This window comes from Microbacterium atlanticum, assembly GCF_015277815.1.
In the GTDB taxonomy this organism is placed as follows: Bacteria; Actinomycetota; Actinomycetes; order Actinomycetales; family Microbacteriaceae; genus Microbacterium; species Microbacterium atlanticum.
Genome location: NZ_CP063813.1, coordinates 179,613 through 192,767, shown reverse-complemented (window position 1 = coordinate 192,767; position 13,155 = coordinate 179,613). Strand labels below are relative to the sequence as shown.

General features: G+C 70.8%; 16 protein-coding genes. 13 read left to right on the top strand and 3 right to left on the bottom strand.

Going from position 1 to position 13,155, the window contains the following annotated elements; genetic code table 11:
- Positions 1-109 precede the first annotated feature (109 nt).
- The 8 genes from IR212_RS17200 (at position 110) to IR212_RS00880 (ending at position 6,590) form a co-directional block, all read left to right on the top strand.
- Positions 110-1,195 carry a DUF998 domain-containing protein gene (locus IR212_RS17200; RefSeq protein WP_194397177.1) on the top strand — a complete coding sequence of 362 codons (1,086 nt, stop codon included), beginning with the start codon at positions 110-112 and terminating at the stop codon, positions 1,193-1,195.
- A gap of 52 nt (positions 1,196-1,247) precedes the next feature.
- The gene (locus IR212_RS00910) at positions 1,248-1,445 is read left to right on the top strand and encodes a hypothetical protein (protein WP_194397176.1); all 198 of its coding nucleotides are present in this window, start codon (positions 1,248-1,250) and stop codon (positions 1,443-1,445) included.
- A 172-nt stretch (positions 1,446-1,617) separates the two neighbouring features.
- Positions 1,618-2,703, top strand: coding sequence for an acyl-CoA dehydrogenase family protein (locus IR212_RS00905; RefSeq protein WP_228479411.1), 1,086 nt, complete (start codon positions 1,618-1,620; stop codon positions 2,701-2,703).
- Positions 2,703-4,106, top strand: coding sequence for a bifunctional PIG-L family deacetylase/class I SAM-dependent methyltransferase (locus tag IR212_RS00900; protein ID WP_194397175.1), 1,404 nt, complete (start codon positions 2,703-2,705; stop codon positions 4,104-4,106). Before IR212_RS00905 ends, IR212_RS00900 begins: the two co-directional genes overlap by 1 nt.
- Positions 4,103-4,819: a glycosyltransferase family 2 protein gene (locus tag IR212_RS00895; RefSeq protein ID WP_228479410.1), complete on the top strand. Its 717-nt coding sequence runs from the start codon at positions 4,103-4,105 to the stop codon at positions 4,817-4,819. The genes IR212_RS00900 and IR212_RS00895 overlap by 4 nt, the downstream gene beginning before the upstream one ends.
- A gap of 87 nt (positions 4,820-4,906) precedes the next feature.
- Positions 4,907-5,575 carry a VOC family protein gene (locus tag IR212_RS00890; protein ID WP_194397174.1) on the top strand — a complete coding sequence of 223 codons (669 nt, stop codon included), beginning with the start codon at positions 4,907-4,909 and terminating at the stop codon, positions 5,573-5,575.
- Positions 5,576-5,705: 130 nt separating this feature from the next.
- Positions 5,706-5,909: a hypothetical protein gene (locus tag IR212_RS00885; RefSeq protein ID WP_194397173.1), complete on the top strand. Its 204-nt coding sequence runs from the start codon at positions 5,706-5,708 to the stop codon at positions 5,907-5,909.
- Between the two features lie 87 nt (positions 5,910-5,996).
- Positions 5,997-6,590 (top strand): GNAT family N-acetyltransferase, encoded by a 594-nt coding sequence (locus IR212_RS00880; protein WP_194397172.1) that lies wholly within the window; start codon positions 5,997-5,999, stop codon positions 6,588-6,590.
- A gap of 48 nt (positions 6,591-6,638) precedes the next feature.
- Here IR212_RS00880 and arr read toward each other — a convergent pair whose 3' ends face one another.
- Positions 6,639-7,049, bottom strand: coding sequence for an NAD(+)--rifampin ADP-ribosyltransferase (gene arr / locus IR212_RS00875; protein ID WP_194397171.1), 411 nt, complete (start codon positions 7,047-7,049; stop codon positions 6,639-6,641).
- A gap of 245 nt (positions 7,050-7,294) precedes the next feature.
- On the opposite strand from arr, the gene IR212_RS00870 reads away from it, so the two are divergent.
- From IR212_RS00870 to IR212_RS00860, 3 genes are all read left to right on the top strand, one after another.
- Positions 7,295-7,657, top strand: coding sequence for a hypothetical protein (locus IR212_RS00870; RefSeq protein ID WP_194397170.1), 363 nt, complete (start codon positions 7,295-7,297; stop codon positions 7,655-7,657).
- A 16-nt stretch (positions 7,658-7,673) separates the two neighbouring features.
- Entirely contained in the window at positions 7,674-8,117 is a 444-nt protein-coding gene (locus IR212_RS00865) for a DUF3237 family protein (protein ID WP_194397169.1), read from the top strand.
- A 154-nt stretch (positions 8,118-8,271) separates the two neighbouring features.
- Positions 8,272-8,541 carry a hypothetical protein gene (locus tag IR212_RS00860; RefSeq protein WP_194397168.1) on the top strand — a complete coding sequence of 90 codons (270 nt, stop codon included), beginning with the start codon at positions 8,272-8,274 and terminating at the stop codon, positions 8,539-8,541.
- A 9-nt stretch (positions 8,542-8,550) separates the two neighbouring features.
- On the opposite strand, the gene IR212_RS00855 is transcribed toward IR212_RS00860, so the two are convergent.
- Positions 8,551-9,261, bottom strand: a complete 711-nt coding sequence (locus IR212_RS00855) for an OBAP family protein (RefSeq protein WP_194397167.1) — start codon at positions 9,259-9,261, stop codon at positions 8,551-8,553.
- Between the two features lie 128 nt (positions 9,262-9,389).
- On the opposite strand from IR212_RS00855, the gene IR212_RS17310 reads away from it, so the two are divergent.
- Entirely contained in the window at positions 9,390-9,608 is a 219-nt protein-coding gene (locus IR212_RS17310; protein ID WP_194398446.1) for a helix-turn-helix domain-containing protein, read from the top strand.
- Here the strand turns inward: IR212_RS17310 and IR212_RS00845 are convergent.
- Positions 9,532-10,188 (bottom strand): hypothetical protein, encoded by a 657-nt coding sequence (locus tag IR212_RS00845; RefSeq protein WP_194397166.1) that lies wholly within the window; start codon positions 10,186-10,188, stop codon positions 9,532-9,534. The genes IR212_RS17310 and IR212_RS00845 overlap by 77 nt on opposite strands.
- A 132-nt stretch (positions 10,189-10,320) precedes the next feature.
- Here IR212_RS00845 and IR212_RS00840 point away from each other — a divergent pair, with 132 nt between their 5' ends.
- On the top strand, positions 10,321-13,122 hold the full coding sequence (locus IR212_RS00840; RefSeq protein ID WP_228479409.1) for a winged helix-turn-helix domain-containing protein: 2,802 nt from the start codon (positions 10,321-10,323) through the stop codon (positions 13,120-13,122).
- Positions 13,123-13,155 lie beyond the last annotated feature (33 nt).

Below are 13,155 nucleotides of genomic sequence, written 5' to 3'. Positions count from 1 at the left end.
CCCTTGCGATTCACATCCTCCCACCGGCGTGCTCGGCGGGGCAGAACCGTCACCGAATCTTGACGCGCCGGACGATCCCCCGATCCTCGGCCGGTCGTACCCTGACGTCGTGAGCACCGTGAACACCTCGCCGCGCCCGGGTGCCGCAGCCCCGACACCCGGTCGCCGTGCCGAATCCGAAGCCGTCTACGCCGCCCTCGCCGCCGGTGTGGTCGGCGCGGTCTACGGCCTTCTCGTCGGCATCCTCGCCCCCGATCTGCAGCTGGCAGGGGAAGCCGACTCATTCGCCGTCTGGGCCGCCGCCGGCGCTGCCGTGGTGGCCGCCGCGGCATCGACGTTCGAGTACTGGCGGGCGCGCCATCGCCCGGGTCAGGAGTGGCGGCAGTCGCTCCCGTCGTGGAAGTACATCGTCAACACCGTCTCGGTCGTGATCGTGCACGCGGCGCTGGCGTTCGTCGCGGTCTACGCGCTGTACCGCGTGCTGGCGATGGGCTTCATCGGGCTGCCGATCGTCACATTCTGGTCGGTCGTGCTGATGGCGGTGACCCTCGGCCTCACGACGTGGATCGTGTTCCTGTCGGTCTCGGCGATGACCACCCAGCGCATGTCGAGCCTGCTCATGGCGTTCATCGCGATCGGCACGCTCACCGCGATGGTGACGACGCCCGACCCGCTGTGGTGGACCGTCCACTTCAGCCACCTCGGCACCTTCGAGGACGACCTCTCCAGCTGGGTCTTCAACGGCACCCTCATCGCCGCGGGTCTGCTCGTGACGACCTTCGCCGTCTACATCGCCAACGACATGCGCGAGCTCGCCGCGGCGGGCGTGCTCGAGAACCCGCGGGCGCCTCGCACCGTGCCGGCGCTTTTCGTGATCATGGGTGTCATGCTCGCGTGCGTCGGCATCTTCCCCGTCGACGTCAACATGCCGGCGCACAACATCTCGGCATCGGGCATGGCCGCGATGTTCCTCGTGCTGCTGATCGGCGGCCCGCGGTTCCTCCAGGGCATGCCGCGCACCTACTTCGTGGCGTCGTGGGCGTTCCTGGCGGCCATGGTGGCGTCGGTGATCCTCTTCATCCCGGCCGTCGGCTTCTTCTCGCTCACTGCGTTCGAGATCATCGTGTTCGCGCTGATCTTCGGGTGGATCGCCGTCTTCATCCGCTTCCTGGGGGTCGCCGGACGCCAGGACTGACGACGGCGGATGCTGCGCGGCTAGGGTGGGCGCAGCGGCACGAGGAGGCGCCATGGCGGACACCGATCGGAATGTCGACCCCGGGAGCGAGATCGACCTCGCGATCGAGAGGGCACTCGAAGGCGCGAACCTTCGCCCCGGCGATGCGCCGAGCACTGCGACGGCGTACATCGTCGAAGACCGCGAGTTCTCCGCCGCCGAGGCGGGCGGCGGCTCCGCGGGCGCGGTGAGCGACGCCGACGGGGACTAGCAGCCGTGGGCCCACGATCGCGGGCCCACCTCGGGCCCGGGTTGTCAAGTCCGCGCGGCGCGGGGGGCCATCTGCTTACGCTCCTCGTGATCGAGCACCGCACGGGGAGGTCTACTGACGTGGCACGTACGCCGCATTCGCGCCTCGGTGACACCGCCCCGGCGGCCTGACCGTGCCCGACGACACCCGAGACGAGCGCCGATCGCTCATCGCGCCGGAGCTTCCCCGCGAGGGGTGGAGTGCGGCCCCGCTCACGGAGGCCGCGCGCATCCCGGACTTCGGGCGTGACCTTCCGGCGACGATCGACTGGTGTGTGCGCACAGGAGCCGGCGCGCCGCCGCTGGGAGGCGGGCGAACAGGTGAGGTGTGGGACCTGCTTGCGGCCACGGCGCTGCAGGACGTCGCCGCGGCACGGATGCTGGAACCGCACCTCGATGCGCTCGGCATCCTCCGTCAGGCCGACGCGCGCGTCGGCGCGGGCGACGGTCCCGTGGGTGTCTCGGACATCGGCGCGGACGCGTCGTCGTCCTGGGGCGTGTTCGCCGCGGAGGGCGCGGGCATGCGGCTGGACGCGGCGGAGACTGCCTCGGGTTGGACCCTCACCGGGACCAAGCCGTGGTGCTCCCTCGCGGCTGAGCTCTCACACGCCCTAGTGACGGCCTTCGTCGGCGAGGAGCGCCGGCTGTTCGCCGTCGCGCTGCGCACGCCCGAGGTGCGTCCCCATGACGGGCCCTGGGTGGCACGCGGCCTGCCCGGCATCGTCAGCGCTCCGGTCGACTTCGACGGTGCCCGCGCGGTGCCCGTCGGTCCGGCCGGGTGGTATCTCACCCGCCCGGGCTTCGCGTGGGGCGGGATGTCGGTCGCGGCATGCTGGTGGGGCGCGGCGGTGGGCCTCGTCGCCGGGTTGCGCGCCGCAGCGGCGTCGGAGCGCGCCGACCAGGTCGCGCTCGTGCACCTCGGACGTGCGGACGCCGTACTGTGGGCCGCCCGCGCCACGCTGCGCGAAGCAGCCGACCTCATCGACACCAGGCCTGGCGGCGATTCTCGCCTGTTGGCCGAACGTGTGCGTGCAGCGGTCGCCACGGCGGCGGCCGTCGTCCTCGCCGAGGCCGATACGGCTCTGGGCCCGGGTCCGCTGGTGACGGACGACGCTCACGCGCGCCGGGCGGCCGACCTGCACCTGTACCTGCGACAGCATCATGGGCTGCGGGATGCCGCACGCCTGGGCAGGCTGCGTCTCGAGGGCGAGCGCGGCTGATGGCCGGCTTCAGCCACCTCGACGCCGGGACGGCGGAATCGGTATGGACCGACGTCCTGGCCGAACGTCGCCTTCGGCCGTTCGACGCGTCCTTCGACGCGCTCGTCGTCGTCGCCGCCCACCCGGACGACGAGACGCTCGGTGCCGGCGGGCTCCTGCGCCGGGCGTCGCACGCAGGCGCGCGAACGGTGGTCGTGATCGCGACCGACGGCGAGGCATCCCATCCCGACTCCCCGACACACGACCGCGCCACGCTGGCGCGCCTGCGGCGCGATGAGGTGCGCGAGGCCGTGTGCCTTCTCGCTCCCGACGCAGAGGTGCGATTCCTCGGACTCCCGGACGGCGGCCTCGACCGCAGCCGAGCGGAACTCGACGCCCGGCTCACGGCCGTCCTCGAAAGTCTGGCGACGGAGGGGCGGGTCGTCGTCGCCGCTCCATGGAAGGGGGACCGCCACCGCGATCACCGCGTCGCCGCCGAGGTCACCGGCGCGCTCGCGGCTCGAGGCCGACTCATCCACCTCGCCTACCCGGTGTGGGCCTGGCACTGGGGCACGCCCGACGACCTGCCATGGGAACGACTGGTCCAGCTTGCCCTGACCGATGAGGAGCGCAGCGCGAAGCGGAAGGCGCTGGCACGCCACACCACCCAGATCGCGCCGCTCTCCGACCAGCCCGGCGATGAGGTGCTGCTGCACCCGGGCATGCTGGCGCACTTCGACCGCGACGTCGAGGTCTTCGTGTCCGCGGACGCCCGGGACGACGATGATCCCGCCGATACCCCCACCGCGACCGCGCCGGAGAGCCTGGACGCGCAGTGGTTCGACGACTTCTACGGCCGCAACGGCCCGGATCCCTGGGGCTTCGAGTCGCGCTGGTACGAGCGGCGCAAGCGGGCCCTGCTGATGGCCGCGCTGCCGGCCGCCGAACTCGGCGATGTGTTCGAGATCGGCTGCTCCACCGGCATGCTGACGATCGACCTCGCCGCCCGCGCGAGGAGAGTCGTCGCGTGGGATGCCGCAGCCGCCGCGGTCGAGACGGCGCGGTCCCGGCTCGCCGGCGAGCCGAAGGTGTCGGTGCAGCTGGGAAGCGTGCCGGCCGACTGGCCCGACGGCCAGTTCGACACCATCGTGCTCTCAGAGGTCGGCTACTACCTCTCGCCCGCAGACCTGCAGCAGAGCATCGTGCGGATCGACGCCGCGCTCGCCGACGGCGGCTCCTTCGTCGCGTGCCACTGGCGCCACCCGGTCGAGGAGTATCCGCAGACGGGCGACCAGGTGCACGTCGCCCTGCGAGCGGCTGCCGCGTGGGAGACGCTGAGCCTCCATCTGGAGCGCGACTTCGTACTCGAGGTGTTCGCGCGCCGTCCCGCACGCTCGGTCGCCGAAGCAGAAGGCCTCGTATGAACCGCCCGCGTGCCGACGCCATGGTCGTGGTCGTCCCCGTCCGCAACGAGGAGCTGCTCCTTTCGGCATCCCTGTCTGCCCTGGCCGCCGCGGTCGACCGCGCGACGGCGGCCGGCATCGCAACCGCCGTCCGGGTCGTGCTCGACCGGTGCACGGATGCCTCCGCCGACATCGCGGCGCGATTCCCGTTCCGCACGCTCACCACGGCCGCCGGACGTGTCGGCGCAGCGAGGGCGCTGGGTGTTGCGGACGCCCTCGACGCTCTCGCCGGGGTGCCGCTCGAGCGCATCTGGATCGCGAACACCGATGCCGACTCCCGGGTTCCCGCCGGATGGCTCTCGAACTTCCACGACTGCTCGCCGATAGCCGACATCTGCGTCGGTACGGTGCGACCCGACTTCGCCGACCTGTCGATCTCACAGCGGGCACTCTGGCTGCGCACGCACACCCGCGGCCGACCCAACGGACATGTGCACGGCGCCAACCTGGGGATCAGCGCCCTCACCTACCTGGACGCCGGTGGGTTCGCCCCGCTCGGCGAGCACGAAGACGTCGACCTGGTGGCACGCTGCCGCAATCGCGGTGCCGTCATCGTCGCCAGCGACGACGCTGAGGTCGTCACGTCGGGCCGCTTCACCGGACGCACCCCCGGCGGGTACGCCGGCTATCTGCGTCAGCAGGCCGCGGATCTCGCGCGCGACGCATCCGAGTAGCGATCGCGATCGCGAGGAGTACCGTGATGTGGACGCACCGCTGCGGCCATGCGGGGCGCGTTCGTCCGACCGCGAAGGAGCATCTCGATGGACGACTCGACGAGCGGATCAGGGCGGATCTCCACGGCGGAGTTCCGCCGGGCGGAGGAGGCGTCGGATTGGCGCGTCACTCCCTTCGGCCCCGAAGCCGTCTTCACGGCAGGCTCGTTCTCGCGCGCTGCGGAGCTTGTCCCGCCGATCGCCGCGTCCGCCGACCGGACCGGTATTCAACCGGACGTCGATCTGCGGCCTGAGGGAGTCGTGGTCCGCATTCCGGCCGACGACAACGGCGTCCCGGCGAGCGCGATCACCTTCGCGGCGTCGGTGTCGCAGTCGGCCGTCGAGCTGGGCCTCACCGCCGACCCGTCGCGCGTGCAGTCGGTCGGCGTCTACGTCGCCGAGCACTCGCAGATCGACGTGCGCCCCTTCTTCCAGGCGGCGCTGGGCTACGCCCCGTGGGGAGAAACCGATGCCGTCGACCCGCTGCGCCGCGGACCCCAGCTCGCGTTCAACCCGATCACCGGCGACGCTCCGGGTCGCGGCCGCACGCACTTCGACGTCTTCGTGCCCGCCGATCAGGCGAAGGCGCGAGTGGAGGCGGCCATCGCGGCCGGCGGCAGGCTGGCCGATGATTCGTACGCGCCGTCGTGGTGGTCGCTCGCGTCGCCCGACAACCACGGCGTCGACATCGCTGCGTGGCCCGACGCATCCGACTGACGGACACACTCGGTCGAGAAACGGGGCGAGCCGGCGTGCGAACGGATGCCGCCACCCGCGCTCGAACATGGTCCGGCGCGGATGGCAACCCCCTGCACGTAGAGGCCGGATGCCCCGCAAGCTGGCGTGCATGAGCGATAGAGACGACGTCAAGCAGCCGCTCGACCACCAGCCCCCGCAGGACGAGCGCGACGAGGCGACTGATCCGACCGAGCCGCGGTACCCCGGCACAGGGGATGCCACCGATCCGTCAGCGGTGAGCCCCGACACCGCCGCCGAGCCGGAACCGCCGGGCCGTCACGGCCTCGACCAGCCGCCGACCGGCGGGCGCTGAGCGTCGACGCAATGGCCCTCGCCTGCCTCTTGTCGCGGGACGAGGCAGTCGGCAGACTGCTCCCATCGAGGCGAAGGGCGGGTGCCGATGGCAGCGACGGGTGCGCACGTGATCAAGCCGCTCACCTCCGAGACGTTTCCGGCATGGCTGGCGCTCGCCGAGAAGCACAACGGGGTGTGGGGCGGGTGCTACTGCTCGTATTTCCACGGCGACACCGAGCAGACCGTCAAGAGCGAGTACGACGGACCGACCTTCAAGCGGCGGCTCGTCGACGAGGGGGTGGCACACGCCGCGCTCGTCTTCGACGGTGACGCCGCGATCGCCTGGTGCGAATACGGCAGCCCCGAGGAGTTGCCGCGGATTTATCACCGCAAGCAGTACGACGCGAGTGAGACCGACCCCGCTCCGTGGCGCATCACGTGCTTCTTCGTCGACCGCGATCACCGGCGCTCCGGGGTGGCGCGCGAGGCGCTCGACGGCGCCCTCGCGCTGATCGCGCAGGCGGGCGGCGGCGAGGTCGTGTCGTTTCCCAACGAGCTGCCGCAAGGAAAGCGGACATCGTCGTCGTTCCTCCACAACGGCACGCGGGCGATGTTCGAGAAAGCCGGCTTCACCTTCGAGCGGCACATCGGCACGAGCAAGACCGTCATGCGCAAGACCGTCCCGCCGGCGACCGGCTGAGGCGGTGAGGAGTCGGCGGGCGGCGGCATCCGCCCGCCGTGGCATGCGTCAGTTGATGATCTGCCCGCGCTCGTCGTTGCGCAGCTCGGCCAGGCGTTCGCGCCAGGCCGCGAGCGCCTCCTCGGTCAAACGGGGCCAATCGAGGGTTTCGCCCACGATGCGCAGCGGCGCCCTGCTTCGGTACGAGCGCGTCGGATTGCCCGGGAACTTCTTGTCGGTGACATTGGGATCGTTCTCGAAGTCGCCAGTGGGCTCCACCAGGTAGACGCGGGGTGGGGCGTCGCCCGGCGCGAGCTCCGCTGCCAGCCCGGCGCCGTCGACGATCGCCGTGAAGTAGATGTGGTTCATCACGACCTCGGGCCGGTAGTTCGACCGGAATCCCGGGGTGAGCAGATCGCCGGTCCGCAGGTCGGCCTTGGTGCCATGGAAGAACGGGCCGTCATCCAACGCGTGGGTCATCGAAGTAGCTTGGACGACGACGTGCCTGGCGGCAACACCCGCCAACGGCTGCGACCTAGCGGTCGGCCGGTGACGGCGATCATCGTCTACGGCCCGCCGGGTCAACGTTCGCGCCGCTGAGTCGGCACGATCGTCGGTCGGCCCCGGCCTGACCCCGGAACACACGCAGACCTCGCGCCGGCGACGCCTTTGTCACTACTGTGAGGGCCGGTGCACTCGCCCACCCGCCCATGAAGGGACCTCGCATGGCTCAGCGCCCGCTCGGCGTCACCCTCGTCGCCATCATCGCCTGGCTCTCCGGCTTCCTGCAGAGCGTCGCGTCGATCATCATCATCATCACCACGGGATTCTTCTCGGGCCCGGCCATCCTGGGCTGGATCAGCCTCATCATCGGGCTCGTCACGCTCTTCGTGGGCGTGGGCCTGTGGCGCGGGAACCCGACCGCCCGCACGATCGCGACGATCGTCTTCGTCGCCAACATCGTGCTCGAACTGCTCGGCATGTTCAACGGCGAGAGCCTGTGGTCGGCGCTCGCCGGGTCGATCCTCTCGATCATCGGCCTGATCCTGCTTTACACCCGGCGGGCCCGCGAGTACTTCGGCGCCTGAGGTCTGGGTCCCCGCGATGCGAACCCAGCACCTCTATCGCATCCGCTTCCATTACCCCGAGGGGTGGATGGTGGGACTCGAGGGTGGATGGCAGCAGCACTTCTATCTCGCCGAGGGGTCCTGCGAGGGTGAGATCAGCGGTCGATTCCGCGCCGCCAACTCTCCGCTCCGAAGGACGAGCGATGGGCCGTTCCTGCCCGACATGCGCGGCGTGATCGAGACGGACGACGACGCCACGGTGATGTTCGAATGCCGCGGGTACGGACGTGCTCATCCGGCAGGCAGGCGGCAGGTCGTCGCCTCGGTGCTGCACGTCAGCGATCACCCTCGCTACCGCCGGCTCAACGACGTGGTGTGCGTGTGCGTCGGCGAGGTGCGCGCGTCCAGCGATCCGGGGCATCCTTCGCCCGAACTCGTGCTCGACGTCGCCGAGCTGATCTGGGAGCCGATCGCGCCGTAGCATCCTGGGCGTTTCCCACTCCACCTGATCTGGATGCCGGCGGTCCGCGGGCGAGACTGTGGCCTGCGCGAGACGCTCCCGTGGAACGGCCGTAGCACGCGCGAGCGTAGCGTCGAAGACAGCCCCGAGAACATCAGCGGGGGAGGAGGATCCGATGCACGCCATCGAACTGATCATCGGAGAATATGTCCACCGCCTGCCGCGGGGCGCCGACGAAGAGGCCGTCTTGGCACAGCTCACGGACGCCGTCCACGCCGGCGGCGCGGTTGTGAGCTTGCCCGCGCTTCGACCTCACACCAGCGTCTCGGTGCTGATCAGCCCCGGCGTCCCGGTGGTCATCGAGCGCACGCTCATCGAAGAGGAAGCTTCTGCGGGGGAATGCGAGCCGTTCGACGTGGATCTGATGGAGTGGGCCGGCCCCTGACTCTGGGGGTCACTGACCGCTGTCGCGCACCCCGTCCAGTGGCGTCGTTCCGCTGAAGCGGTCGGCGAGCAGGCCGACGCCCCGCTGCGGGTGCGCCAGCTCGACGAGGCCTTGACGCTGTGTCCGCGTCTTCGGGGTGTCCAGACCCATCGCCCGCTCGCGGTCCGCTTCCAGCCGCGGGTCGCACTCGCCGTCGCGGTTGAACGACCACATCAGCATCGGGTCGCCCAGCGGCAGGCTGTGGCCGCCGCCGATGTCATGGCGACCCGTGTGCCACGTGTGCCACGTCTTGCCGTAGCTGTTCATCAGCCGCTTCATGAGCGCCTTCTCGGCCGCCGCGGGCAGCCCCGGCGCGACGAGCGACCCCGACAGCACCTCGTAATTGTGCGGATGCCAGTACTTCTTCTCCTCCTCGGGTAGTGCGTCGAACAGCTGCTCCGAGACGATGTACTCGACGCCGATCAGGTTCGCGTGAGCGGTGTTGCCGTCGAACAGCGCGGCTTGGATGAAGTCGTCGTTGACGACCTGGCAGTAGTGATGGGCCTCCATCTGCATCGACGGATCGTCCTTCGCGGGGTGGAACCCGCTGACATAGACGTCGAAGTGCTTCAGCGGCGCCGCGCTCTGCAGGGCATTGGCTCCCTGCTCGAGCACCGCGAGCCAAAGTCCCTTGTCGTCGCCTGCCGGGGTCACCGGACTCGGCCGGTCGCTGCTGCTCATCGAGGCTCCTTCGTGTCGCTCCCCCGCCGACCCGACGACGCCGGCTGGAGACGACAGTCTGCGCAACGCCTCACGTCGCGGTCAGGTGCCTTGCGTGATGGGACGGATGCCGCTACCCGCCGCAAACCATCATCGAACAGCGGCTGCTGAGTGCCCGTTCCGCCCTCGCCTCCTCCAGCGCCCGCAACCGCTCCATCGCCGAGATCGCCAGCACGTGGGGGTTCAGCAACCCGAGCTACTTCGCCGACCGGTTCCGCCGGCGGTTCGGTGTCACCCCCCGCCAGTGGCGCGACCAGGCTCTGTCACCCGCCGAGGCGACGAGCGGGGTCGGCCCGATCCCTGGGTAGGCGGCGCGGCGAGGATGATGGCGATCGCCTCGACGGCGAGCAGCACCAGCGGGCCGTGAGGCCAGTATCCGGTGGCGAGGGTGCCCACGACGAGTACCGGCAGAGTCAGCCCCAGCATCATGCGCACCCACAGCGGCCAGCCGGGTCCTGCCGTGACGGCGGCGAGGATGCCGGCGAGACCGACGGCGATGAGCACGAACGCCTCCGCGCCCCAGAGCGCGTGCAACGGCGCCTCCTGGGGGGTGTTGAGATAGCTGAGCGCGGTGACCGGTGCGCCCAGGATCACCAGCCAGGCCATCACCGCGCCGCCCCAGCCCGCTCGGCGAAGGTCGGGGAGCAGCGCCAGCCCTATCGCCAGGAAGGACACGGCGGCGAGCGCGCCGAACACGATGTACGGATCGTGCACTCCCTCCCGCGCCCAGAAGTACGCGCGGTAGCGGAAGACCCAGCTCCAGAGGGTCACCCCGAACTCCGTGGCGGGGAACGGCAGGATGAGCAGGGCCCACAGCCCGCCCGCGCCGGCGAGCACCGCCCGCCACACGCGGGACCGGTCGACGAGCGGTTCGCGGTCTGCCTCCACCCGCCGATTGCACCATCGATCCGATGGGCGCCGCCACTGCGGAGGCGGAGAGCCGCGGAATGCGCTCGACGCCAGGTCCTGTTCGGATGCCGCCCCACGGCGCACGACGGAGGTTGAGGCTACTCTGTGGTCGTGGATGCGTCAGCCCGGCCGACGCCGGAGCCGCCCACGGCCGCGTCGTCGCGAATCCTCCTCGACACCAAGCTGTACCGGCCGAGGCCGCGGCGCAGTGCCGTGGCCCGACCTCGGCTCTCGGAGCAGCTCGACCGCGGCGCCGAATCGCGCCTCACGATCGTCTCGGCGCCTGCGGGCTTCGGCAAGTCGACGGTGCTCGGCGCCTGGCTCGCGGACCACGCCGGAAGCGGAGCCGGGGGTCGCGAAGCGGCCTGGCTCTCGCTCGACGCCGGCGACAACGATCCGGCGTTGTTCTGGGCGTATGTCATCGGGGCGCTGCGAACCGTCTCGCCCGATGTCGGAGCCGACACCCTCGCCGCGCTCGAAACGTCGGGCGTCGGCTTGACGCAGGGCGCCCTCACCGGTCTTCTCAACGACCTCGCCGCCCTCGAACGAGACGTCGTGCTCGTGATCGACGACTATCACCTCATCGAGGCGGCAGCGGTGCACGACTCCGTCGCCTTCTTCATCGACAACACCCCTCCGAACCTGCATCTCGTGCTCGCGACCCGCGCCGATCCTCCCCTGCCGCTAGCCCGGCTCCGTGCGCGCGGCGAACTCACCGAGGTGCGCGCGGCGGATCTGCGCTTCACGGCGGAGGAGGCATCCGCTTACCTCACCGACGTGATGCAGCTGCCGCTGACCGCGTCGCAGGTGTCGACCCTCGACGACCGGACCGAGGGGTGGATCGCCGCGCTGCAGCTCGCGGCGCTGTCGATGCGGGGACGCGACGACCTGAGCTCGTTCGTCGCCGAGTTCGCCGGAGACGACCGCTACATCGTCGACTACCTCGTCGAGGAGGTGCTCGAGAACCAGCCGGAGGAGGTGCGGGCCTTCCTACTGCAGACCTCGATCCTGTCGCGGATGAACGCGTCGCTCACCAACGCCCTGACCCTTCGGGACGACGGCCGCGCGATGCTGGAGGCGCTGGATCACGCCAACCTCTTCCTCGTGCCCCTTGACGACCGGCGCCGTTGGTTTCGTTACCACCACCTCTTCGCCGAGGTGCTCCGGGCACGATTGACCGACGAGCAGCCGGACGAGGTTCCCGGGCTTCACCGCCGGGCCAGCGCGTGGTATGCGGAGCACGGCGAGACCGACGCCGCTGTCCAGCACGCGCTCGCGGCGCCGGATCACGCCCTGGCCGCGCGCCTCATCGAGGCGGCCGTGCCCGCCATGGGTCGCGACCGCAGGGAGGCGGCCCTGCGGAGGTGGATGGAGGCGCTCCCGGCGGACATCTTCCGCACCCATCCGGTGCTGAGCCTCAGCTTCGCCGGTGCCCTGCTGTCCACCGGCGAGGTAAATGGGGTGGAGGCGAGATTGCGGGACGCGGAGCGGTGGACGGATGCCACGGCCGCCGCCGTCGCGCAGGGCGATGCGCCCGTCGTGGTCGACCCCGAAGAACTGCGGCGCCTGCCCGGCTCGATCGCGATCTACCGCTCCGGGCTCGCTCTCGCGCTCGGGGACGCCGGCACGACCGTGGAGCAGGCGCGGCGCGCGCTCAGCCTGCTCGACGAGGACGATCAGTACCGGCGAGGCGCGGCCGCCGCGCTGGAAGGGCTGGCGCTCTGGGGGCGCGGCGACCTGGACGGCGCGTACAGCGGGTACGCCGAGTCGGTGGCGAGCTTCCGCCGGTCCGGCCACATCGCCGATGTGCTCGGATGCACCATCACCCTCGCCGACATCCGGCTGACGCAGGGCCGGCTCAGCGACGCGCTGGCGAGCTACGAGGGCGCCTTGCAGCTCGCGCTCGACCAGACAACCGAGGTGCGGCGCGGCATCCCCGACATGCACGTCGGCATCAGCACGATCCTGGCCGAGCGCGGTGACCTGGATGCCGCGACCGCCCATCTCGACCGCGCCCACATGCTGGGCGACGCCGCCGGGCTGCCGAAGTACCGCTACCGCTACGCACTGGCCCGGGCCCAGATCCTCCAGTCGCGGGGCGACCTGGATCGCGCGGTCGAACTCATCGACGACGCCGAGCGCTTCTTCGTCGCCGACATGGCCCCGCTGGTTCGTCCGGTGCCCGCCACGAGGGCGCGCGCCTGGCTCCGGCAGGGCAGGGTCGCCGAAGCCCTCGCGTGGGCGCGTGAGGCCGAACTGACCCCGGAGGACGACCTCCGCTATCTGCGCGAGTACGAGCACGTGACACTCGCCCGGGCGCTGCTCGCCCAGCACCACCGCTCCGGCGAGGAGCGGCCGCTGGACGACGCACTGGCGCTCCTCGACCGACTGCGTGACGCCGCAGAGGCGGGAGGACGGACGGGAAGTCTCATCGAGATCCTTCTGCTCCAAGCTCACGCGCATCAGGCGCGGCGCGACCTCGACGAGGCGGTGACGCTGCTGCAGCGGAGCCTGACGCTCGCCGAACCCGAGGGCTACGCCCACCTCTTCCTCGACGAGGGCGCCGCGGTGACCCGGCTCCTCGACGCTGTCGCGGCGCGCGGCGTCGTAGCCGCGTATGCGCGCCGCCTCGTGAGTATGGCGAGGAATTCGCATTCTGCCATCCCGCCCACGGAGGCGCGTCTCACCGAGCCGTTGAGCGACCGGGAGCGGGAGGTTCTCGAGCTGCTTGCCACTGAGCTCAGCGGTCCCGAGATCGCCCGCCTGCTCGTGGTGTCGCTGAACACGGTCAGGACGCATACGAAGCGGATCTACACCAAGCTCGGGGTCAACAGCCGACGGGCCGCAGTGCTGCGCGCCGAGGAGCTGGGCGAGTTGTCGGCGAGGGGCCGGCGCGGGTCCTCGTCGGCGTAGCGCATGGTCGGCCGCGGGGTACCCGCGAGTCCG